Consider the following 21,261-nt stretch of genomic DNA (forward strand, 5'->3'; position numbering starts at 1 on the left):
ACGCTACCGCCGCGTCCGGGAGGGTTCGGCCCTGGTCTCCCGGCTGTGTGCTGGGTTACGGTAACTGTCGGTAACGGTAATTCAGGGTGAGCGAAGAGGGGGGTGTCGGATGCAACCAGAACTCGACGTCGTGATCGTGGGTGCCGGCTTCGGCGGGATGGGTGCCGCGATCGAACTGAAGCGACAGGGCTTGGACAACATCGCGATCCTCGAGCGGGAGGACGACCTGGGCGGGACGTGGCACGTGAACCACTACCCGGGACTCGCCGTCGACATCGCGTCGGTCACCTACTCCTATTCCTTCGAGCCCAACCCGTACTGGTCCCGGCTGTTCGCCCCCGGAGCAGAGCTGAAGCGTTACGCCCACCACGTCGCCGACAAGTACGACCTCAAGCGGCACATGGAATTCGGAACGGTCGTCGAGTCCGCGACCTGGGACCCCGACGAGCAGCTGTGGCGCGTCCGCACCGCGTCCGGCACCGAACGCACGGCGCGTTATCTGGTGACCGCGACCGGGTTCCTGTCCCAGCCGCACGTCCCGGAGTTCCCGGGCATCAAGAACTTCGCGGGCACGATCCTGCACACCGCGGACTGGCAGGACGGGTTCGACTTCACCGGTAAGAAGGTCGCCGTGATCGGTACCGGTGCGACCGCGGTGCAGCTCATCCCCGAGATCGCCGCCCGCGCCGAGGCCCTGACCGTCTTCCAGCGCACCGCGATCTGGGTGGTGCCCAAGATCGACTTCGCGATCCCGCCGCTCGTCCAGCAACTGTTCGGCCGGTTCCCGCTCACCCAGCGTGCTGCGCGACTGGTGAACTCGTCGCTTCTCGAACTGCTGATGGTGTTCGGCGTCCTGCACTACAAGCAGGTGAAGCCCGGCAACAAACTCGCCGCCCGACTGGCCCAGGCGCACCTGCGGCGCCAGATCGCCGACCCGGAACTACGGCGGAAGCTCACCCCGGACTACGACTTCGGCTGCAAACGCCCCACCTTCTCCAACACCTACTTCGCCAGCTTCGCCCAGCCGAACGTGACCCTGCAGACCAGTGGCATCGCCCGCCTCGAAGCCGGTGCGATCCTCGCCGCGGACGGCACCCGGACCGAGATCGACACCCTCGTTCTCGCCACCGGGTTCAACCTCTGGGACACCAACTTCCCGGCCTTCGACATCGTCGGCCGGGACGGGCGCAACCTCGGCGAGTTCTGGCGCGAGAACCGCTTCCAGGCCTACGAGGGCGTCACCGTCCCGAAGTTCCCGAACCTGTTGTCCCTCAACAGTCCTTACTCCTACAGCGGCCTGTCGTACTTCACGACCATCGAAGGGCAGATGAAGCATATCGCCCGCCTCTTCGGAGAACTGCGCCGCCGCGGGCAACGGACGTTCGAGGTGACCGAGGAGGCCAACGACGCCTTCCTCGACGAGGTGACCGATCGTCTGCAGTCCTCGGTGTTCTACAACGGGGACTGCGCGACGTCACGCAGTTACTACTTCAACCAGCACGGCGAGGCGACGCTGCTCCGCCCGGCCTCGACGCTGCGAACTCTCCGCGAGATGGACTCGTTCCCGTTGCGCGACTACGAGTTCAGCTGAGCGCTCCGCTCCGACAGCTCCCTGAGGAGCGCCCGGAGCTTGCGGAAGGCGCGCCCTCACCCCTTGCTCCCTGAGGAGCGCCCGGAGCTTGCGGAGGGCGCGCCCTCACCCCTTGCTCCCTGAGGAGCGCCCGGAGCTTGCGGAAGGCGCGCCCTCACCCCTTGCTCCCTGAGGAGCGCCCGGAGCTTGCGGAGGGCGCGCCCTCACCCCTTGCTCCCTGAGGAGCGCCCGGAGCTTGCGGAAGGCGCGCCCTCACCCCTTGCTCCCTGAGGAGCGCCCGGAGCTTGCGGAGGGCGCGCCCTCACCCCTTGCTCCCTGAGGAGCGCCCGGAGCTTGCGGAAGGCGCGCCCTCACCCCTTGCTCCCTGAGGAGCGCCCGGAGCTTGCGGAAGGCGCGTCACGAAGGGTTCAGCAACTCCGGCCCGTTGTTGGCGACGCGGTTGACCAGCGGGGCGACCTCGCGGATCGCGATCGCATCGACCAGCGACTCGGCGGGTGGGGCGAACAGCTCATCGGGTGCCCGGCCGTCCGGGTCGAGCCAGGCATCCCAGTGCTCGTACGGCATGATCAGCGGCATCCGGTCGTGGACGTCGCGCAGCTCCCCGACCGCGTCGGTGGTGAGGATGGAACAACTGAGCAGCGGCTGGGCGGCCTTCTCGGACGACTCGGGGTCGGTCTTGGGGTGCCAGACCGACCACAACCCGGCCATGAAGAGCCGGGTCCCGTCCTGCGGCGACATGAAGAACGGGATCTTGGTGGGTTTGCCCTTGCTGTCGGCCGGACCCTTCTTCCACTCGTACCAGCCGTCCATCGGCACGAGGCAACGCCGCGACTTGACCGACGAACGGAACGAACTCTTCTCCGCGGCGCTCTCGGCGCGCGCGTTGAACAGCAGCGGCCCCTTCCCGACCTCCTTGGCCCACGGCGGCACCAGCCCCCAGCGCATCGCGCGGACGCGGAGCAGCGGATCGTCGTCGGGATCGTCGGGCGAGTGTCGCTTCACGACGGTCATCACGGTCGTGGTGGGCGCGACGTTGTAGTTCACGCCCGGTGACCGGGGCGCCGCGTCGAGATCGGTGGAGTCCGCACCCGCCGGCTGGGGTACCTCGTTGACCGCATCGATCTCGGCTGCCAGCTTCGCCGGGTCGGTGGTCACCGCATAGCGTCCGCACATGGTGTCCATGCTGCCCTAGTGGGTGCCCCGCCACCGGGATGAGTGGCCGTTCCGACAGCCGACGATCAGCCGACGGCGATGTCGGCGACGACGGCCTCGGTGACGGACACCAGATCGGCCGGGGCCAGCTCGATCTCGAGCCCGCGCTTGCCGGCGCTGCACAGCACCCGGTCGAAATGCGTGGCCGAGGAGTCGACGACGGTCGGCAACAGGGTCCGCTGGCCGACCGGGGACACGCCGCCGAGAACGTAGCCGGTGGTCCGGGTGACCGCCTTGGCGTCGGCCATCTTCGCCTTCGACGCGCCGAGTGCGGCGGCCGCCGATTTGAGCGACAGCTTGGCCGGCACCGGGACCACCGCCACCGCCAGGCCGGGCCGGTCCCCGCCAAAGAGTTCGATGACCAGCGTCTTGAAGATCTGCTCGGCACGGACACCGAGGGTTTCGGCGAGGGCGGCGACCGCCTCCGCGCCGTAGGCCTCCGATCGGGGGTCGTGCGCGTACCGGTGCACCGAGTGGTCGATCCGGGCGCGTTCGAGCGCGGCGATCGCCGGGGTGGACGCCATGGTCGGTTACCTCCTGGTCGTGAGCGGGGTAGCGGCTGCGCGCGTGCGCACGAGGCCGCGGTGATCCGGGCCGAGACGATCGCGGGGGCGGGCCGGGAACAAACCGCGCGGTGCGCTCTGTTGGGACTGATCGGACAACGGACGTATGAAGACGGACACGAAGGAGGTCAGAGGCATATGAGCACAGCGGCCGTGATGGAGCTCCCGCAGCGCGTCGAACCGAGGCCTCTCTCGGTGGGGGACGGGTCGGTAAGCTTGATCGACAACATCTCCGTGATGCCTCCCATCGAAGGGATCGTAGTGTCCGACACAGAAGCATCCGACACAGAGTCACCCGATGCCGGCCGTACCGGGACCGCCAAGGCGCCTCGCCGGGCCGATCCGAACGAGTCGCCGGAACAGCTGACCGAGCGGTTCGAGCGCGACGCGCTGCCGCTGCTCGACCAGATGTACGGTGCCGCGCTGCGGATGACCCGCAATCCCGCCGACGCCGAGGACCTGGTCCAGGAGACCTACATCAAGGCGTTCACCGCGTTCGCGTCGTTCCGGGAGGGCACCAACCTCAAGGCCTGGCTCTACCGGATTCTCACCAACACCTACATCAACGGCTACCGCAAGAAGCAGCGTCAGCCCGCGCAGTACCCGACCGACGAGATCACCGACTGGCAGATCGCGGCGACCGCCGAGCACACCTCGCAGGGGCTGCGGTCGGCGGAGATCGAGGCGCTCGACGCCCTCCCCGACGACGAGATCAAGGCCGCGCTGCAGGAATTGCCGGAAGACTTCCGGATGGCCGTCTACTACGCCGATGTGGAAGGCCTGCCGTACAAGGAGATCGCCGAGATCATGGACACCCCGATCGGTACCGTCATGTCCCGACTGCACCGCGGTCGCCGTCAGCTGCGCGAGCTGCTGGCCGACGTCGCGCGTGAGCGCGGGTTCAATCGTTCCGCACGTGCGGCGGCGGATGCGGAGGTGGCGCGATGAGCGACGTCGATCCGGAGCTGACCCAGCTCGACTGCTCGGCCGTCATCGCCGATGTCTGGCTCCTGCTGGACAACGAGTGCGACCAGAACGCCCGGGAACGACTCCAGGGCCATCTCGACTCCTGCCCGTCGTGCCTGGCGCACTACGGCATCGAACAGCAGCTCAAGGCGCTCGTCAACCGGAAGTGCGGCGGCGACCAGGCGCCGCAGAGCCTGCGCGACCGTCTGCGCATCGAGATCCGCAAGACCGTGATCGTGCACGAGGTCTCCGAATCCGATCGCTGATCGCGTCGAGACCACACGAAAAAGCCCGGGCGGCCTGTGAAGGCCGTACCCGGGCTTTTTGGCTTGCTCGCTCGCCGAGACCGCGTGGTGCGGTGATCAGGCGTTGGGGCGCTTGCCGTGGTTGGCAGCGTTCTTCTTACGAGCACGCTTCTTGCGTCCGCGCTTTCCCATGACGCATCTCCTTCATTGCGGGGCGGGCGCCGTGGGACCGGGCCCGCCGTGTACTGGTTCAGCTGTGCTGAGACAACCCTGGCATCGGCCGGGGAGGACATCCCTGGTGTCATCCGGGGAAGACATCCCTGGTGATCGGGACATCACAGTGTCTCAGGGATTCTCCCACGTACCAAAAACACCTCTGCTGACGCCCCCGGCACCGGGACCTCCGGGTACGACGCCGTGGGCTAATTTGGGTGCATGGCAGAAGACGTTGTGGCAGAGATCGTCGCGAGTGTCCTCGAGGTGCGCGTCGCCGCGGGGGAGCAGATCGAGGTCGGCGACACCCTGGTCCTGCTGGAGTCGATGAAGATGGAGATCCCCGTGCTGGCCGAGGAGCCGGGCACGCTCGCCGAGGTCAAGGTCGAGGTCGGCGACGTCATCCAGGCCGGCGATGTGATCGCCGTCTTCGAGTAGTGAACCGGCCCCGGCCCGTCGTCGCCCCCGTGTCCTGAGATGTCCACCCTCTCCGACCTGCTCGCCGAACACACCACGCTGTCCGACTCGGCAGCCGCGCATCTGCAGCGCCTCGTCGCCGAATGGCAACTGCTCGCCGACCTCTCGTTCGCCGACCTCCTGTTGTCGGTGCGCACGGAGGCGGGCGCGGTCGTCACGGTCGCGCAATGCCGTCCCAACACGGCCTCGACGGTCTTCCCGACCGACGAGGTCGGCCGCGTCATCGACACCGAAGCCCATCCACAGGTGTTGCGCGCCTTCACCTCCGCCCGCATCCTGCGCGACGAGGACCCCACCTGGTTCGGCGCGACGGCCATGCGGCAGGAAGCGGTTCCGGTCGGCTTCGACGGCGAGGTGATCGCCGTGGCGACCCGAGCTGTCGACCTCACCCACCCGCGCCTGCCGTCGCCGCTCGAACTCGCCTATCAGGACTCGGCCGACGACCTGTGCCAGATGGTCGCCGACGGCACGTTTCCGCACGAGGAGGGGAATCCGCGCGGGCTGTCGACGCCCCGCGCCGGCGACGGTTTCGTCCGTCTCGACGGACAGGGACTCGTCACCTACACCAGCCCGAACGCGCTGTCGGCCTTCCACCGGATGGGGTGGACCGCCGAACTCAATCACACCCGCTTGTCCGACGTCGTCAAGCAACTCATCACCGAACCGTTCGAGGCCGACGACGTCGCACTGATGCTCGACATCGCGGCCGGCGTGGCCGAGATCCCGACCGGCCCCTACCGCGACATCGGGATGCGGGTGGAGGCAGACGCCCGCCGGGCGACGGCCCTGATCCGCGCCGTGCCGCTCCGTCCGCGCGGCGAGACCACCGGGACCGTCGTCCTGATCCGGGACGTCACCGAGGTCAAGCGACGCGACCGCGCACTCATCAGCAAAGACGCCACCATCCGCGAGATCCACCACCGGGTGAAGAACAACCTGCAGTCGGTCTCGGCGCTGTTGCGACTACAGGCGCGGCGCACGTCGAACTCCGATGCCCGCGAGGCGCTCAACGAGGCGGTGCGCCGAGTGGCCTCCATCGCGCTCGTCCACGAGTTGTTGTCGGGCAGCGTGGACGAGGAGGTCGACCTCGACGAGGTCGTCGATCGTCTGGTCCCGATCCTGGTCGATGTCGCGTCGGGGGAGGCGAGGGTGGCTGTGCGCCACCGCGATCGGCTCGGCGTGCTGACCGCCGAACTCGCGATGCCGCTGGTGATGGTCCTCACGGAACTCATCCAGAACGCGATCGAACACGGCTTCGACGGCGCGCCGCACGATGACGCCGAGATCGCGGTCGTCGCCGAACGGGATGTGCGCGGCCTTCGAATAGCGGTCCGCGACAACGGTTCCGGTCTTCCGGAGCATTTCGATCTGGCCACGTCCGACCATCTCGGCCTGCAGATCGTCAAGACCTTGGTGTCCATCGAACTGGGCGGTGAACTCGATGTCCGGTCCAATCCGGGTGGCCCGGGGACCGAAGTGGGTGTCTACATTCCGCTGCGCTCGTGAGCCGTGGTCGCGGACCGCATTGTCTGACAGCGGTTTCCGCCGGACAGTGGGGACGAGTGCACGAAAAAACCCGGCCGTGGCCGGGTTTCTTCGAGTCCGGGACGACGCCGGCCGTCGAGGCCTAGACGCTGCTCCGGGTACGCGTACGTGCGGTACGGCGCTTGAGTGCGCGTCGCTCGTCCTCGCTCATGCCGCCCCACACTCCGGCATCCTGGCCGGACTCGAGGGCCCACGACAGGCAGTCGGCGGTGACGGGGCACCGCGCGCAGACGAGCTTCGCGTCGGCGACCTGTGCGATGGCCGGGCCGCTGGTCCCCACGGGGAAGAACAGTTCCGGATCCTCGTCGCGACAGATGGCCTTGTGACGCCAGTCCATTCCACTACTCCTTCGGGCGCGTTCGCACCACTCGATCGTCTTGCTGGTGATTGTCGGCTGTAACTCTCAGTTCACGCGGCGCACCAAATGTTTCCGCGTTGTTGCTTGTGAATACTTTCACGAATCGGGCCGAAGTCAATGGGTTTGCTTCACACGTGGGCAACATCACGTCGCCCGCCTAGCACTCCGGTCGCGGACTCCCGAAGGGGGGTCCGGGCACTTTGTCTCACGGCCTTGTTGTAGCCTACGCGTCTCGCGGCGGTACTGTCGACGACTTTCTGCAGGTCGCGACCCCGCCGCCGGTGAAAACGCTCGTGACGTGGCCGGACGCCGAGGGTAGTGTTCACCACATGCGCCGACGATGTTGATCCACACCGCCCCGGCGGCCCCACCGCAGGCTGACAGCCGCGGCGGTGGGCTCCGCCCTCCTCGAAGACCTCATCCCGCTCTACCCGCTGTACGCCGTCCTGTTCGCCGACCCCGGGATCCCGGGCGCCGGGCTCGGGCCCGCCGAGATCTCGGCGCTGTTCGTCATCTGGTCGGTGTCGTCGGTGATCGTCGAGGTCCCCACCGGTGTGCTGGCCGACCGCGTGTCCCGACGGAAGCTGCTGGTTGCCGGTCCGCTGATCACCGCGTCGGGTTTCGCGCTGTGGACGGTGGCGCCGTCGTTCGTCGCCTTCGCCGCCGGATTCGTCCTGTGGGCCCTCGGTGGCGCGTTGCGGTCCGGCACGACACAGGCGCTGGTCTACGACGAGCTGAACCGGCTGGGGCGCTCGCAGGACTACGCCCGACTGACCGGGCTCATGCGGGCGGCCGGGGCCATCGGAGTGATCGGCGGCACCGCGGCGGCCGCACCGTTGTTCGCGTGGGGCGGTTACGACGCCGCGGGCGCCGCCAGCGTCGTCGCCTGCGTGTTGTGTTCGGTGATGTCGGCGATGCTGCCCGAGGGTCGAGAGGCCGCCGCCGATCCACCGGAACCCGAGGACGCGGACCTCGACCTCGGTTGGCGGGAGATCGTCCGCCACGGCTGGGGCTCGGTGCGGACGCAGCCGGTCGCACGGCGCATGTTGCTGCTGGGTGTGGCGCTGACCTGGGTCGCGGCGCTCGACGAGTATCTCCCGTTGCTGATCGCGTCGTTCGTGGTCGACGCCGCCGCCGAGCCCGATCCGGCGGCGGTCGCGCTGCTCATGATCGTGGTGTCGGCCGGTGACATCGGCGGCGCGCTCGCGGCGGGGCGGTTCCGGTCGGTCGACGCGATCGGGCCGGCGGTGGGGGTGGGCGCGGTCGTGCTCATCGGGTCGGCGCTGTGGGGGCACCCGGTGGGCGCCGCGGGCGTCGCGACGGCGTTCGGGATCCTGGGGTGGGCGCGGGTCGTGGCCGACGCCGAACTGCAGGACCATCTGAGTGCGGCATCGCGGGCCACCGTCACCTCGCTGGCCGGGATGGGCGAGGAGGTGGTCGCGATCCTGGCCTTCGCCGGCTGGGCGCTGGGGTCGACATGGCTGGGTCCGGCCGGGCTCTTCGCGGCGGCGGCGCTGCCCTACGTCGTGATGTCGGCGGTGCTGATCGGCGGTGCGATGACCGTGAGGGCGTCGCGGCGATGACGAAAACGTATGTCGCGGAACGCCCCGATGTAATCGCCGTCCATCTGTACGTCGATCGGGGCCTCCGCGCGGAAGCACACCTCGTCGACGTCGTCATCCCGAAAGAGGTGGCGTGCCTTGGGATCTGCCTGTGACAGGAGTCGCGTCGCCAGTGGGAGGTTACGGAACACGCCGGTGGAGGTCGCCACGAACACCCCGAGGCCGGTGTGGAAACCGGTGCCGGGGTTGGTGCGGATCTCGCGCGGTCCGAGATAGGTCCACGGGCTGGTGTTGGACACGAAACCGTAACGCGCGCCGACGATCCGGTCCCGGCCGGGGATCTCGACGTCGAACGTGGCCGACGAACCGGACTGCTTCAGGAAGCTGGTGATCGTGGTCCACAGGTATCGGGCCGGCGTCGCGGTCTTGCCCGCGTGCCGCTTGTCCTCCATCGCGTGGATGACGACCGCGTCCATGCCCATGCCCGTGTTGAACAGGAACCAGCGGTCATCGGTGTGGCCGAGTCCGATCCGGCGACTCTGTCCCGCGTCGAGGAGGGTGATGATCTGCTGTGTCGCGAGCAGCGGGTCGGGATCGATCCCCAGCGTGCGGGCGAAGACGTTGGCGCTACCGCCGGGGATCACGGCCAGGGCGGGCCGCCGCCGGTCGGGATCGCTGCTCGACGGCGGGTCGAGCAGTCCGTTGGCGGCCTCGTTCACCGATCCGTCGCCGCCGTGCACGATGACGGTGTCGAAGTCCTCGGCCGCGGCGCGCGCGGCGAGCTCGAACGCATGCCCGCGGTGCGTGGTGAGTTCGACGTCGAGGTGGAAATGCGCGCTCAGGGTGTGCGCCAGCGCGTCGCGGCCGGCCGGACTGGTCGCGGTGGCGAACGGGTTGACGATCAGCATGACACGCACGACACCCGAGGATATGGGGTCGTCGCCGCCCGCGCGTAATCGTGCGGATGTGTACGGCGCCATCGCTCCGGTGCGCACACCCGCGGAGGTCCACGCGAGAGGACCAAATATCCTGGGACGGTGAGCACCGAGAACGGCCGTCCGGAGTCCGACACCGATCCGTCGGTGACCCCGCGCCAGATCAAGATCGCGGGTGCGGTGACCACGCTGCAGGGGCTGGCCGGTGTTGCGGTCGCGGTGATCCTGGTGGTGCGCGGCCTGGCCGGGCACGAGGAGACCACCATCAGCGGCTACGGCACCGCGGCCTGGTTCGGCATCATCGGCGGGGGAGTGCTGGTCGGCGGTCTGGCGCTGCTCTCGGGGCGGCGGTGGGGACGCTCGATCGCCATGGTGGCGCAGATCCTGCTGCTGCCGGTGGCGTATTACCTGTTCACGAGCGGATGGCCGGTGTTCGGCGTGCCGCTGGCACTCGCGGCGCTCGCGGTCCTGGTGATGCTGTTCAGTCCGGCGTCCATGAGGTGGCTCGCCGACGAACTCGAACCCGAGCGCTGACATCCTCCTCCGGCCGGTCCTCCTCCGTCCGGGTACGCCGCGCAGCCGAGCTGGACTCTCATCCGACGATCCACGCCCGGGCGGTCGTACAGTAGGGCGCATGACGCGCATCCTCGCGATTGCCAATCAGAAGGGTGGGGTCGCCAAGACCACCACGGTGGAGTCCCTCGGTGCCGCCCTCGCCGATCTCGACGTCTCGGTCCTCGTCGTCGATCTCGACCCGCAAGGGTGTCTCACCTTCTCGCTCGGGCACGATCCCGATCAGCTCACCTCCTCGGTCCACGACGTGTTGCTCGGTGACGAGGAGATCGCCGATGTCCTGCTCGACACCGAGGACAAGGTCACCCTGCTGCCGGCGACCATCGACCTGGCCGGCGCCGAGGCGCTGCTGTTGATGCGCCCGGGGCGGGAGTATGCCCTCAAGCGTGCACTCGCGGAGGTGAGCGAGGACTTCGACGTCGTCATCGTCGACTGCCCGCCGTCGCTCGGCGTGCTCACCCTGAACGGTCTCACCGCGGCGGACGAGGTGATCGTGCCGCTGCAGTGCGAGACGCTCGCCCATCGTGGCGTCGGGCAGCTGTTGCGCACGGTCCGGGAGGTCCAGCAGATCACCAACCCGAACCTCACGATGTTGGGTGCGGTGGCCACCCTCTTCGACGCCCGGACCACGCACAGCCGCGACGTTCTCGCCGACGTCGCCGATCGGTACGACCTGCCGGTGCTCGACCCGCCAATCCCGCGCACAGTGCGTTTCGCCGAGGCCTCCGCATCCGGAACGTCGGTCATGCGGGGGCGAAAGAACAAGGGCGCGACGGCATATCGCGCGCTCGCCGAGAATCTGTGGAAGCACTGGGAGGCGGGCGCCGAGGTCGGCACCTTCGAGGTCTGAGTCGGGTCTGAGGTCCGGGGGCCGTGGGGGTCAGCCCGGACCGAACGCCTCGATCCGGGGTCCGTGCTGCTCGACGACGATGTCGCCGAGAACACGCAGACTCACCACGGGCGCGGCCGTTTCGCTCCGGGCGAGCGGGATGGACCGGATCTCCCGGCCGGTCGCGACATCGCGGACGCTGATCCCGGTCGTGCTCGGCAGCAGGAGTTGTCCCGCCATCGTCTGGCCGGGTCCCAATGTGCCGGGGACCTGGTAGATCGGATTCAGTGTCTGGGCATTCAGGACGACGGTCGCCTTCCCGGTCCAGTAGGTGACGATCCCGTCGGAGGAGATCGGGGCGCTGCCGGCGGGTGGCGTCGAGTCGCCTGCGACGGTGTTGGTCCCCGCCGCGTTCGCGTCGGTGTCGAACCGGCGGATCGCCGGCCCGCTCTCGGCGTCGAACGTGGGCGGTTCGGCCGGTGCGGCGCCACCGTCGTACACGGCGATCCCCGACGACGACATCGCGATGACCACGGGCGGCGGTCCGCTCACGTCGCCGGTGATGAGGGTCGACCCGTACTGTTCGACCTTCTCGTCGTCGCCGAGTACCGCGCCGAGGACCGTGAGCCGATACCCGGGGTCGTCGGCGCAGCGTTCGACGACGGCCACGCGATCTCCCGACACCACCGACGAGAACAGCTCGCAGTCGACGCGATCGGGCGCGTCCTCCGGTCGGACCGGCGCCTCGACCCGGCCGTATTCGATTCCGCGAACGAGATTGGAACCCCAGGTCTCCATCCGGCGGGGGCCCTGCGCGACGACGTACCCCGAGTCGGTCGCGAGCCGGACCTCCGGGTCGGCGTCGCTGGTGCGGGCGCCCTTCCGGCTGCCGGTGCCCGCATCGAGCGCGGTCACCTCAGAGCAGCCGCGGCTGTTGCGGTACACGGCCAGCGCCAGATCGGCGCTCCCGGTCCAGGCGGTGCCGACCGCACACAGGTCGAGATCGCGGCTGTACGACCAGAGTTCGCGACCGGTGGCCGGGTCGTGCCCGACCACCCGTCCGCCGTTCCCGGTGACGACGGCGGAGGTGCCGATCGCCGGGGCGCGGGTGGCGTCGGAGTCGGCCCGCCAGCGCGCGACGAAACTCGCGGGCACGGACTGTGCCGGCTGCACCGCGGCGGGCTCGGCCGCGGCCGGCACGCTCGCGGTCTGGCGAACCGGGCTGAGGGCCCAGGCGGTGACGCACAGGGCCGCGACGACGACCACGATGGCCGCGGTGACCGCGAGATCGATCGGGCGGCGCCGTTCGGGCCTGACTCGTGCCACGCGGGTCAGCCGGTGGTCAGTCGGCGACAGCTGCTGTGGACTCCGACGCGCCGGCGTCGGACGCGGCGGTCTGCTCGCCGGCGGGCTTGCGGTTGGCGCCACCTCGACGGCGACGACGGCGGCGCGGCTTCGCGGTGCCGTCAGCGGCAGGCGTTCCGGCGTCGGCGCCGGACTCGGTCGTCGTGGTCTCGGTTGTCGTGGTCTCGGCGGCCGATTCGGTGGACGTCCCAGTGGCGTCCGTCTGCCCGCCCCGGGTGCGACGGCGGGTGCGGGTCGAGCGCTTGCGCGGCTCGCGGTCCGCGCGCGTCTCCCGCGTCTCGTCGGGGTCGCGCGGCGGCTTGGCGGCGGCGATCCGGCCCGTCTTCGACTCGTCGATCGACAGGTCCGACCGGAGGTGTTCCGACGTCGAGTAGGTCTCCGGCGGATCGGGGATACCTAGATTCAGCGCCTTGTCGATGAGCTCCCAGCGGTGCAGCTCATCCCAGTCGACGAGGGTCACCGCGATGCCCGTGCGCCCGGCGCGACCGGTACGGCCGATGCGGTGCACGTAGGTCTTGTCGTCTTCGGGGCACTGGTAGTTGATGACATGGGTGACGTCGTCGATGTCGATGCCGCGGGCGGCCACGTCAGTGGCGACCAGCACGTCGATGGTGCCGTCGCGGAACCGCTTGAGCGCCTTCTCGCGGGCGACCTGGCCGAGATCGCCGTGGACCGCGCCGACCTTGAAGCCGCGCTCGGCGAGATCGTCGGCGACCTTCTGCGCGGTGCGCTTGGTGCGGGTGAAGATCATCGTGGCGCCGCGACCCTCGGCCTGCAGGATGCGGGCGACGAGCTCGGCCTTGTCCAGCGCGTGCGCCCGATAGGCGTACTGCTTGGTGCGGTCGTGGACCGCGGAGTCGTTGGCGTTCTCGGCCCGGATGTGGGTCGGCCGGTTCAGGAACGTGCGGGCCAGGGTGACGATCGGACCGGGCATGGTCGCCGAGAACAGCATCGTCTGACGAGGCGTCGGTAGTGCGGACATGATGCGCTCGATGTCGGGCAGGAAGCCGAGGTCGAGCATCTCGTCGGCCTCGTCGAGAACCAGGATCGACACCTTGCCGAGGACGAGGTGGCCCTGCTGGGCGAGGTCGAGGAGCCGGCCCGGGGTGCCGACCACGACATCGACGCCGGACTGCAGCTCGGCGATCTGCGACTCGTACGGACGGCCACCGTAGATCGAGGTGACCTTCAGGGGACGCTTCGTGCCATCGGCCAGGGTGACCTCGAGCGACGGCGCCGCCACCTGGAGATCGCCGGTCACCTGCACGCACAGCTCGCGCGTGGGCACGATGATCAGCGCGCGGGGCGTGTTGTCCAGCGGACGGACCCCGGACTCCTCGGCATGGGCGAGCCGGTGCAGCAGCGGGATGCCGAAACCGAAGGTCTTGCCCATGCCGGTGCGGGCCTGGCCGATGAGGTCGTGGCCTTCGAGCGCCAGCGGCAGGGTCAGTTCCTGGATCGCGAAGGTGTGGGTCTTGCCGTCTGCGGCGAGGGCCGAGACGATACGGTCGTCGACGCCGAGCTCGGCGAAGGTGGGGGCGGTGTGGGTGTCGTCGACGATGGTCGTCTGCACGGCGGAATCGCTCATGTGCGGTTGTGTGCCTTTCTGGGCCGGTCTGCGCGCGATGTGTTTCGGTGCGCGCACGGAGAAGGCTCGAAAGTGCACGCGCATATGTCGTAGTGGCACCGGGGATGTGACCGGGTATCGCGAGGAACTCGCAGTTCGGCGAGCAACGCCGTCGTCACATCCACACGCTCGCGCCGGCGAGCACGCGCTCCACGCGCAGCTCAGCGGGCAAGCGACGGGGGGTCCCGTCGGAGTGCACCGCCGTCGAGTGTACTTGGTGCCCCGCGGCGGCCCGCTACCATCACCTCATGGCGCCTGCATCCGACCCGTCCGAGTCGACCCCGTCACCTGCGACGTCCACCTCGGTGGCGTCGGCCGAGATGCGGGATTCGGCGATCGGGAAGCTGTTCGCCGTGCTGCTCGCCGGCGAATTCGCCGCGTTCCACCGGCTCATCGAGGAGTCGGCGATGGCGCCGGATGTGCCCAGCCGCATCGCGATCGCCCGGATGGCGGCCTCCGAGGTCGGCCACTTCGACCGGCTCGCCGAGCGGGTGGAGGCGATGACCGGCCTCGGCGCCGCGGAAGCCGTCGAGCGCTACCGTTCGGTGTTCGATCAGTATCACCGCGCGACGACGCCGAAGACCTGGTACGAGGCGCTGGTCAAGGCGTATGTCGGCGACGGACTCGCGGCCGACTTCTACGCCGAGCTCTCCGACATGCTGCCGCCGGACTCGCAGGCCGTGATGGCCGAGGTGATGTCGGAAACCGCCAACTCCCAGTTCGCCCGTGAACAGGTCCGGGCGGCCGTCGAGGCCGACCCGTCGATCAAATCGGCCCTGGTGTTGTGGGGCCGCCGGCTGCTCGGCGAGGCCATCACCCATGCGCAGTGGGTTCTCGCCGCCGAGGAAGAGGTCACCGATCTGCTCTTCGCCGGGGCCAGTTCGCTGACCGGCGTCGCCGGGTTCTTCGACGTCGTCGCCGGCAAACACGCCGAGCGGATGGCCGACCTCGGCCTAGCCTGAGCCGGACCTGACCACGGCGGAGTAGGCCGACGGTGTTTCGCTCTGAGCGGAGTGGCTGTCCCGCCGCACCCCGGCTGCACTAGCCTTGTGCGGCAAGCGTTGACAGACACCGAGGAGGGCGGCACATGGCCGTGGAAGTGAAGATCGGCATCACCGACAGCCCGCGGGAGCTGACCATCGCGTCGACCCTGACCAGCGACAAGGCCTTCGCCGAGGTCGAGGCGGCACTGGGTGGCAAGCAGCAGCTGTTGTCCCTCGTGGACGACAAGGGCGCCCGCTACCTGATCCCGGTCACCAAGATCGCCTATGTCGAGGTGGGTGCGTCGGAGAACCGCCGCGTCGGATTCGGTTCCTGACCGGCCGCGCAACCAGATCGACGAGAAGGGGCCTGTACGCCGGATGGCGTGCAGGCCCCTTCTCGTGTCGCAAGTGGTTCAGGCAGTGCCGTTGACAGTCGGCCCGCTCGCTTCGCTCCCGGCGCCGGTCGCATCCGGCTGCGCGTCGGCCACACTCGGCTCGACAACCGGCTGCGCGTCAGCCGACGCCGTCTGTCGCGGGAAGTGCGACAACCCGCCCCAGAGGAGGGCGACCGTGGTGTCCACGGCGGTCTGCTTGTCGACCGGGCGCTTGGCCTCGAGCCAGTAGCGGGCGTTGACCTGGCTGGCACCGACGAGCCCCGACGCGAGCATCCGCGAACGGTACGGATCGAGACCGGAATCGTGCATGACCAAGCCGTACACGGCGTCGACGCACGCCTCGGTCGCGCCCTCCACCCGGCGGATGACGGCGGGATCGGAGGCGTCGGAGGAGAAGATCAACCGGTAGCCCGAGTTGTCCTGATCGATGAAGTCGAAGAAGGCCTGGACCGCGGCACGGACGCGCTTGCGGTTGTCGGTGGTCGTCCGCAGGGCGGTGTTGACGTCGCTGACCAGCTTCTCGGCGTGGCTGTCCACGACCGCGATGTAGAGGTCGAGCTTCGACGGGAAGTGTTGATACAGAACGGGTTTGCTCACTCCCGCGTGCACCGCGATCTCATCCATGCCGGCCGCGTGGTAGCCGCGTTCGACGAAGATCTCACTGGCCGCGTCGAGCAACTGCATACGTCGTGCGCTGCGCGGCAGGCGAGTGCTGCGGCCGGGCACGGCGGACGCGTTGGTTGCGGTCGACATGCCCAAGAGAGTACTCGGCGGAGCTTCCTGCGCAGTATCGGTGGTCTGCTGTGAGAAAGTTGACCGGTGAGCCGCACAGAGGACGGTGGCCCCGGGTCCGAGCGTGGCCGGGTGCGTGCCAAGGATGTCGGCCCGAGATCGTCGGGACGCCCCAGACCGGACCAGCCGCTACGAGCGCGCTGGGACCCGACCGACGACAGCGGACGTCCCCGCGTCGACCGCGATGCCCAGCCGGAATACAAGAAGCAGTCGGCGCTCGGGCGGTTCGTCTCGACCTATGGGTGGCGTGCCTATGCGATCCCGGTGCTCACGATCCTGACGATCGCGCTGATCGTCGTCACCATCCGGGACGGCCGGACCGATGCGCTCGAGCCGGCGGCGGCCGCCAGCCCCGACTCCGCGGCGCGCAACACCGACATCAGCAAGGAGACCCGCCCGATCGGTGCCCCCACCGGCGACATCCAGGCGGCCGCGCTGCCCGCCGGGACGCTGCCCCAGGGCGGCCCGTTCACCGACCGGGCCCGCAAGACGTTCCGGGTCCTGCGCGGCGGCGGTCCGCCCGTCGGCACCGGCGGGCAGGTGTACACCTACACGGTGGAGGTGGAGAACGGCCTCAACCCGCAGGACTACGGCGGTGACCCGACCTTCGCGAAGATGGTGGACACGACGCTCGCCAACCCGCGCAGCTGGATCGGCGACGGCCGCGTGTCCTTCCGCCGTGTCGACCGCGGCGAACCCGACCTCCGCATCTCGCTCACCTCGACCGGCACCACCCGCGAGTTGTGCGGCTACCAGATCCGCCTGGAGACCTCGTGCTACTACCCGCCGCAGGCGCGGGTAACGCTGAACGAAGCCCGATGGGTGCGCGGTGCGCTGTCCTATCAGGGTGACGACGTCGCCTACCGGCAGTACCTCATCAACCACGAGGTCGGTCACGGCATCGGCTACGAGGCGCACGAGGCGTGCCGCGAGGACGGCGCGCTCGCGCCGATCATGATGCAGCAGTCCTTCGGCGTCGCGAACTCCGAGATCATGGCTCTGGACCCGCAGATGAAGGCCAACCGGACCTTCGTGTGCCGTCCCAATCCCTGGCCGTTCCCCACCCGCTGACCGGGAATGCCGCCGCGGACTCATCCGTTGTGCCGGGGGTACGTAGTCAGCCCGAACAATGGAGGCGTTCGTGTCATCGCAAGGGTCGCCCACAGGGTCGCTGCCGCCGCTGGTGGAACCGGCCGCGGAACTGAGCAACGAAGAGGTGGCCCGCTACAGCCGTCACCTGATCATCCCGGACGTGGGGATGGACGGTCAGAAGCGTCTGAAGAACGCCAAGGTGCTGGTGATCGGCGCCGGCGGACTGGGTTCGCCGACGCTGCTGTACCTCGCTGCGGCGGGGGTCGGGACGATCGGCATCGTCGAGTTCGACATCGTCGACGAATCCAACCTGCAGCGCCAGGTCATCCACGGCCAGTCCGACATCGGCCGGCCCAAGGCCGAGAGCGCGCGGGACTCCATCCTGGAGATCAACCCCTTCGTCACCGTCAACCTGCATGACCAGCGGCTCGAGCCCGAGGGTGCGATCGAACTGTTCTCGCAGTACGACCTCATCCTCGACGGCACCGACAACTTCGCGACCCGGTACCTGGTCAACGACGCCGCGGTCCTCGCGCACAAGCCCTACGTGTGGGGGTCGATCTACCGCTTCGAGGGTCAGGCATCGGTCTTCTGGGAGGACGCCCCCGACGGCCGCGGTCTCAACTACCGCGACCTCTACCCGCAGGCGCCGCCGCCCGGGATGGTGCCGTCCTGCGCCGAAGGCGGTGTACTCGGCATCCTCTGCGCCTCGATCGGATCGATCATGGGCACCGAGGCCATCAAGCTGATCTGTGGGATCGGCGAGCCCCTCCTCGGTCGTCTCATGGTGTACGACGCCCTCGACATGACCTACCGGACCATCAAGATCCGCAAGGATCCGGAGGGTGAGCGGATCGCCGGCCTCATCGACTACGACGACTTCTGCGGTGTCGTCTCCTCGGAGGCGTCCGACGCCGCCGCGGGGTCGACGCTGACCGCCGTCGAACTCAAGCAGAAGATCGACGCGGGCGAGAAGCTGGCGATCATCGACGTCCGGGAGCCCGTCGAATGGGACATCGTCCGCATCGACGGCGCGACCCTCATCCCGAAGGGCGACATCCTCTCCGGCGAGGGTCTCGCCAAGGTGCCGCAGGACCGGCCCACCGTGCTCTACTGCAAGACCGGCATCCGGTCCGCCGAGGCGCTCGCCGCGCTGAAGCGAGCCGGTTTCGCCGACGCCACGCACCTGCAGGGCGGCGTGACCGCGTGGGCGAACCAGGTCGACAAGACGTTGCCGGTCTACTGAGCCCGGTCATCGATCCGCACGTCGGTGCGGGTGGTTGCCGCGTGCCTTCCCGAAACGGACTACCGCGCTCGGTAATCTGGCCGACGTGAACACCGTCGAGCCGCCCGGACACGTGTTGAACACGTTCGGGCTCACCGCCCACCCGCCCATCGCGATGGGGGAATCGTGGGTCGGCGGGTGGCGTGTCGGCGAAGTCGTGCTCTCACTGGTCCCCGACCACGCGCGCGCCGCGTGGTCGGCGTCGGTGCGCGAATCCCTGTTCGTGGAGGGGATGCGCATCGCGCGTCCGTTCCGCGCCACCGACGGCCGGTACGTGGTGTCGGGCTGGCGCGCCGACACCTACATCGCCGGGACGCCCGAACCACGGCACGACGAGGTCGTCCTGGTCGCCGACCGGCTGCACGAGGCGACCGCCTCGCTCGAACGGCCCCGGTTCCTGCTGCAGCCGCCTGCTCCGCCGCACACCGACGTCGACGTGTTCACCGCGGCCGATCGTGCCGCCTGGGAGGACGTCCCGCTGCGCTCGGCCCGGGCCGCCGGTATGGCCGAGCCGACCGCACCCGACGGTGTGCAGAGCGTCGACATGCTGAAAACCCTTGCGAAGCTTCGTAAGCCGGTGGATCTGCCGTCTCAGGTCGTGCACGGTGACCTCTTCGGCACGGTGCTGTTCGCCGGTGCCGCGGCCCCGGGGATCACCGACATCGTCCCGTATTGGCGGCCCGCCCCGTGGGCGGCGGCGGTCGCGGTGGTCGACGCCCTGGCGTGGGGTGGTGCCGACACCGAACTCATCCAGCGATGGTCGGATCAGCCCGAGTGGCCGCAGATGATGCTGCGGGCGACGATGTTCCGGTTGGCAGTCCACGCGCTGCACCCGCGGTCGACCTCGGGCGCACTGCCCGGGTTGCAGCGAGTCGTCGAACATGTACGTTTACTCGTATAACCGCAGCTCACAGCCCTGACTGACCGCTGACAGGGTTCTCACAACGCCCGCGTGACGGAGTGAGGACAACGTGACGATGCGGTCACCTCGCGGAAAATCCGCGCAACACGCCCCCTCCACACTTGGTCTCGAGTCGCACGACACCGGTGTCGGCGTCTTCCACGACAGCCACCACTGCACGCAGCCCTGTGCACGGCAGTGACACCACGTAGACCAGCAACCATCGGAGGCGGAGCCTTGGCATTCGCAGATCTCAGAGCACAACTGACACGGGACCACACAATCACCGACTGGGACCCGGAGGACCGGGTCGCCTGGGACAACGGCAATGCCGCGATCGCCAAGCGCAATCTGATCTGGTCGGTCATCTGTGAGCATGTCGGATTCTCGATCTGGTCCCTGTTCTCGGTGATGGCCCTGTTCATGGGCCCCGAGTACGGCATCAGCATGGACCAGAAGTTCGTCATCGCCGCCACCGCGACGCTGGTCGGTTCTTGCCTGCGTATCCCGTACACGCAGGCCACCGCCAAGTTCGGCGGCCGCAACTGGGCGATCTTCTCCGCCGTCGTGCTGCTCATCCCGACCGGGCTGACGATGATGCTGATGATGAACCCGGGCGAGTTCGGGTTCGGCTGGTTCCTCGCCGTCGCGGCCATCACCGGTTTCGGTGGCGGCAACTTCGCGTCGTCGATGACCAACATCAACGCGTTCTACCCGCAACGGCTGAAGGGCTGGGCGCTCGGACTCAACGCCGGCGGCGGCAACATCGGCGTGCCGGTCGTGCAGGTCATCGGTCTGCTGGTCATCTGGCTCGCCGCCGACCAACCCGAGATCGTGTGCGCCATCTACCTGGTCGCCCTGGCCGTCGCCGGTATCGGTGCCGCCCTCTACATGGACAACCTGGACCACCAGACGGCCAGCGGCCGGGCGATGCTCGACTGCCTCAAGTACCGCGACACGTGGCTGATCTGCCTGCTCTACATCGGTACGTTCGGTTCCTTCATCGGCTTCGGGTTCGCGTTCGGCCAGGTCCTCAACATCAGTTTCACCGAGGCCGGAGTCGCGAAGCCGGCGCTGGCAGCAGCGCAGATCGTCTGGATCGGTCCGCTGCTGGGGTCGGTCATCCGTCCCTACGGCGGAAAACTGGCCGATCGCGTCGGCGGTGGCAAGGTGACGCTGTACACCTTCATCGCGATGGTCTTCTCCGCGGCGATCCTCGTGGTCGCCGGCACGATCGCCGACAACAACGGCAAGACGATCACCGGCGCCACGTTGACGGCCTTCATCATCGGCTTCATCCTGCTGTTCCTGCTCTCGGGCCTGGCCAACGGGTCGGTCTACAAGATCATCCCGACCATCTGGGAGCACAAGGCGCAGGCGCGGAGCGGACTGAATTCGCTCGGGAAGACGAAGTGGTCGCGGAGCATGTCCGGCGCGCTCATCGGGATCGCCGGTGCCGCAGGCGGTCTCGGTGGTGTGGGCATCAACCTGGTGCTGCGCGCCAGCTACCAGTCCAACAAGTCGGCGACGATGGCCTTCTGGGTGTTCATGCTCTTCTACGTCCTGGCAGCGGTCGTGACCTGGTGGTTCTACGCCCGGCGCCCGATCGTCATCGCGGAGACCACCGATCTCGCGATCACCGGTGCCCATGACGAACCGGCATCGACTGTCGACGGGACCGCATCGACCGGTGCTGCCGCCGAGGGCACCGACAAGCAGGCAACCAAGGAAGCGCTGGCCTGATCCTCACGG

The 21,261-nt window shown here is 68.7% G+C and carries 21 protein-coding genes; 14 read left to right on the forward strand and 7 right to left on the reverse strand.

Annotated features, from left to right (window positions below):
- The first annotated feature begins 109 nt into the window (after positions 1 to 109).
- Positions 110 to 1,591: an NAD(P)/FAD-dependent oxidoreductase gene (locus tag B1818_RS16615; protein ID WP_078113360.1), complete on the forward strand. Its 1,482-nt coding sequence runs from the start codon at positions 110 to 112 to the stop codon at positions 1,589 to 1,591.
- 396 nt (positions 1,592 to 1,987) lie between these two features.
- On the opposite strand, the gene B1818_RS16620 is transcribed toward B1818_RS16615, so the two are convergent.
- Both B1818_RS16620 and ybaK read right to left on the reverse strand, forming a co-directional pair.
- Entirely contained in the window at positions 1,988 to 2,764 is a 777-nt protein-coding gene (locus tag B1818_RS16620; RefSeq protein WP_078113387.1) for an SOS response-associated peptidase, read from the reverse strand.
- 65 nt (positions 2,765 to 2,829) lie between these two features.
- Positions 2,830 to 3,327, reverse strand: coding sequence for a Cys-tRNA(Pro) deacylase (gene ybaK / locus B1818_RS16625; protein ID WP_078113361.1), 498 nt, complete (start codon positions 3,325 to 3,327; stop codon positions 2,830 to 2,832).
- Positions 3,328 to 3,504: 177 nt separating this feature from the next.
- Between ybaK and B1818_RS16630 the strand changes: the two genes are divergently transcribed.
- The 4 genes from B1818_RS16630 (at position 3,505) to B1818_RS16645 (ending at position 6,773) form a co-directional block, all read left to right on the forward strand.
- Positions 3,505 to 4,314, forward strand: coding sequence for a sigma-70 family RNA polymerase sigma factor (locus tag B1818_RS16630; RefSeq protein ID WP_078113362.1), 810 nt, complete (start codon positions 3,505 to 3,507; stop codon positions 4,312 to 4,314).
- Positions 4,311 to 4,598, forward strand: a complete 288-nt coding sequence (gene rsrA, locus B1818_RS16635) for a mycothiol system anti-sigma-R factor (protein WP_055475556.1) — start codon at positions 4,311 to 4,313, stop codon at positions 4,596 to 4,598. Before B1818_RS16630 ends, rsrA begins: the two co-directional genes overlap by 4 nt.
- A 414-nt stretch (positions 4,599 to 5,012) precedes the next feature.
- Positions 5,013 to 5,228, forward strand: coding sequence for a biotin/lipoyl-binding carrier protein (locus tag B1818_RS16640; RefSeq protein ID WP_033206071.1), 216 nt, complete (start codon positions 5,013 to 5,015; stop codon positions 5,226 to 5,228).
- Between the two features lie 39 nt (positions 5,229 to 5,267).
- Positions 5,268 to 6,773, forward strand: coding sequence for a sensor histidine kinase (locus tag B1818_RS16645; RefSeq protein ID WP_065631872.1), 1,506 nt, complete (start codon positions 5,268 to 5,270; stop codon positions 6,771 to 6,773).
- A 121-nt stretch (positions 6,774 to 6,894) separates the two neighbouring features.
- Here B1818_RS16645 and B1818_RS16650 read toward each other — a convergent pair whose 3' ends face one another.
- On the reverse strand, positions 6,895 to 7,149 hold the full coding sequence (locus tag B1818_RS16650; RefSeq protein ID WP_004023450.1) for a WhiB family transcriptional regulator: 255 nt from the start codon (positions 7,147 to 7,149) through the stop codon (positions 6,895 to 6,897).
- A gap of 413 nt (positions 7,150 to 7,562) precedes the next feature.
- Between B1818_RS16650 and B1818_RS16655 the strand changes: the two genes are divergently transcribed.
- Positions 7,563 to 8,753 (forward strand): MFS transporter, encoded by a 1,191-nt coding sequence (locus B1818_RS16655; RefSeq protein WP_078113363.1) that lies wholly within the window; start codon positions 7,563 to 7,565, stop codon positions 8,751 to 8,753.
- Here the strand turns inward: B1818_RS16655 and B1818_RS16660 are convergent.
- The gene (locus tag B1818_RS16660) at positions 8,690 to 9,640 is read right to left on the reverse strand and encodes a diacylglycerol kinase family protein (RefSeq protein ID WP_176455944.1); all 951 of its coding nucleotides are present in this window, start codon (positions 9,638 to 9,640) and stop codon (positions 8,690 to 8,692) included. The two genes, B1818_RS16655 and B1818_RS16660, sit on opposite strands and share 64 nt — an antisense overlap.
- A gap of 129 nt (positions 9,641 to 9,769) precedes the next feature.
- On the opposite strand from B1818_RS16660, the gene B1818_RS16665 reads away from it, so the two are divergent.
- Together B1818_RS16665 and B1818_RS16670 are read left to right on the forward strand one after the other, a co-directional pair.
- Complete coding sequence (locus B1818_RS16665) at positions 9,770 to 10,201, forward strand: hypothetical protein (protein ID WP_055475551.1); 432 nt, start codon at positions 9,770 to 9,772, stop codon at positions 10,199 to 10,201.
- 100 nt (positions 10,202 to 10,301) lie between these two features.
- Positions 10,302 to 11,090 carry a ParA family protein gene (locus B1818_RS16670; RefSeq protein ID WP_055475550.1) on the forward strand — a complete coding sequence of 263 codons (789 nt, stop codon included), beginning with the start codon at positions 10,302 to 10,304 and terminating at the stop codon, positions 11,088 to 11,090.
- 30 nt (positions 11,091 to 11,120) lie between these two features.
- Here B1818_RS16670 and B1818_RS16675 read toward each other — a convergent pair whose 3' ends face one another.
- Together B1818_RS16675 and B1818_RS16680 are read right to left on the reverse strand one after the other, a co-directional pair.
- Positions 11,121 to 12,395, reverse strand: a complete 1,275-nt coding sequence (locus tag B1818_RS16675) for a hypothetical protein (protein ID WP_078113365.1) — start codon at positions 12,393 to 12,395, stop codon at positions 11,121 to 11,123.
- A 16-nt stretch (positions 12,396 to 12,411) separates the two neighbouring features.
- Positions 12,412 to 14,022 carry a DEAD/DEAH box helicase gene (locus B1818_RS16680; RefSeq protein WP_078113388.1) on the reverse strand — a complete coding sequence of 537 codons (1,611 nt, stop codon included), beginning with the start codon at positions 14,020 to 14,022 and terminating at the stop codon, positions 12,412 to 12,414.
- Positions 14,023 to 14,309: 287 nt separating this feature from the next.
- On the opposite strand from B1818_RS16680, the gene B1818_RS16685 reads away from it, so the two are divergent.
- Together B1818_RS16685 and B1818_RS16690 are read left to right on the forward strand one after the other, a co-directional pair.
- Positions 14,310 to 15,023: a ferritin-like fold-containing protein gene (locus B1818_RS16685; RefSeq protein ID WP_078113366.1), complete on the forward strand. Its 714-nt coding sequence runs from the start codon at positions 14,310 to 14,312 to the stop codon at positions 15,021 to 15,023.
- 125 nt (positions 15,024 to 15,148) lie between these two features.
- Complete coding sequence (locus B1818_RS16690) at positions 15,149 to 15,379, forward strand: DUF3107 domain-containing protein (RefSeq protein WP_004023442.1); 231 nt, start codon at positions 15,149 to 15,151, stop codon at positions 15,377 to 15,379.
- A gap of 78 nt (positions 15,380 to 15,457) precedes the next feature.
- On the opposite strand, the gene B1818_RS16695 is transcribed toward B1818_RS16690, so the two are convergent.
- Entirely contained in the window at positions 15,458 to 16,192 is a 735-nt protein-coding gene (locus tag B1818_RS16695) for a TetR/AcrR family transcriptional regulator (RefSeq protein WP_058251898.1), read from the reverse strand.
- Positions 16,193 to 16,258: 66 nt separating this feature from the next.
- On the opposite strand from B1818_RS16695, the gene B1818_RS16700 reads away from it, so the two are divergent.
- The 4 genes from B1818_RS16700 (at position 16,259) to B1818_RS16715 (ending at position 21,252) form a co-directional block, all read left to right on the forward strand.
- Entirely contained in the window at positions 16,259 to 17,302 is a 1,044-nt protein-coding gene (locus tag B1818_RS16700) for a DUF3152 domain-containing protein (protein ID WP_055475547.1), read from the forward strand.
- A gap of 58 nt (positions 17,303 to 17,360) precedes the next feature.
- Positions 17,361 to 18,569 (forward strand): adenylyltransferase/sulfurtransferase MoeZ, encoded by a 1,209-nt coding sequence (gene moeZ / locus B1818_RS16705; protein WP_055475546.1) that lies wholly within the window; start codon positions 17,361 to 17,363, stop codon positions 18,567 to 18,569.
- An 85-nt stretch (positions 18,570 to 18,654) separates the two neighbouring features.
- Positions 18,655 to 19,509: a TIGR02569 family protein gene (locus B1818_RS16710; RefSeq protein WP_055475607.1), complete on the forward strand. Its 855-nt coding sequence runs from the start codon at positions 18,655 to 18,657 to the stop codon at positions 19,507 to 19,509.
- Between the two features lie 237 nt (positions 19,510 to 19,746).
- Positions 19,747 to 21,252: a NarK/NasA family nitrate transporter gene (locus B1818_RS16715; RefSeq protein ID WP_078113367.1), complete on the forward strand. Its 1,506-nt coding sequence runs from the start codon at positions 19,747 to 19,749 to the stop codon at positions 21,250 to 21,252.
- Positions 21,253 to 21,261: the final 9 nt, after the last annotated feature.

Origin of the sequence: Gordonia sp. IITR100 (assembly GCF_002009645.1) — a bacterium.
GTDB lineage: Bacteria > Actinomycetota > Actinomycetes > Mycobacteriales > Mycobacteriaceae > Gordonia > Gordonia hongkongensis.

Excerpts from the sequence above, each read along its gene's own strand:
- ybaK (WP_078113361.1), bottom strand. The coding sequence starts at position 3,327 with ATGGCGTCCACCCCGGCGATCGCCGCGCTCGAACGCGCCCGGATCGAC.
- moeZ (WP_055475546.1), top strand. The coding sequence starts at position 17,361 with ATGGAGGCGTTCGTGTCATCGCAAGGGTCGCCCACAGGGTCGCTGCCG.
- B1818_RS16650 (WP_004023450.1), bottom strand. The coding sequence starts at position 7,149 with ATGGACTGGCGTCACAAGGCCATCTGTCGCGACGAGGATCCGGAACTG.
- B1818_RS16680 (WP_078113388.1), bottom strand. The coding sequence starts at position 14,022 with ATGAGCGATTCCGCCGTGCAGACGACCATCGTCGACGACACCCACACC.
- rsrA (WP_055475556.1), top strand. The coding sequence starts at position 4,311 with ATGAGCGACGTCGATCCGGAGCTGACCCAGCTCGACTGCTCGGCCGTC.
- B1818_RS16685 (WP_078113366.1), top strand. The coding sequence starts at position 14,310 with ATGGCGCCTGCATCCGACCCGTCCGAGTCGACCCCGTCACCTGCGACG.
- B1818_RS16630 (WP_078113362.1), top strand. The coding sequence starts at position 3,505 with ATGAGCACAGCGGCCGTGATGGAGCTCCCGCAGCGCGTCGAACCGAGG.
- B1818_RS16615 (WP_078113360.1), top strand. The coding sequence starts at position 110 with ATGCAACCAGAACTCGACGTCGTGATCGTGGGTGCCGGCTTCGGCGGG.
- B1818_RS16670 (WP_055475550.1), top strand. The coding sequence starts at position 10,302 with ATGACGCGCATCCTCGCGATTGCCAATCAGAAGGGTGGGGTCGCCAAG.
- B1818_RS16620 (WP_078113387.1), bottom strand. The coding sequence starts at position 2,764 with ATGTGCGGACGCTATGCGGTGACCACCGACCCGGCGAAGCTGGCAGCC.
- B1818_RS16695 (WP_058251898.1), bottom strand. The coding sequence starts at position 16,192 with ATGTCGACCGCAACCAACGCGTCCGCCGTGCCCGGCCGCAGCACTCGC.
- B1818_RS16645 (WP_065631872.1), top strand. The coding sequence starts at position 5,268 with ATGTCCACCCTCTCCGACCTGCTCGCCGAACACACCACGCTGTCCGAC.
- B1818_RS16640 (WP_033206071.1), top strand. The coding sequence starts at position 5,013 with ATGGCAGAAGACGTTGTGGCAGAGATCGTCGCGAGTGTCCTCGAGGTG.
- B1818_RS16660 (WP_176455944.1), bottom strand. The coding sequence starts at position 9,640 with ATGCTGATCGTCAACCCGTTCGCCACCGCGACCAGTCCGGCCGGCCGC.
- B1818_RS16690 (WP_004023442.1), top strand. The coding sequence starts at position 15,149 with ATGGCCGTGGAAGTGAAGATCGGCATCACCGACAGCCCGCGGGAGCTG.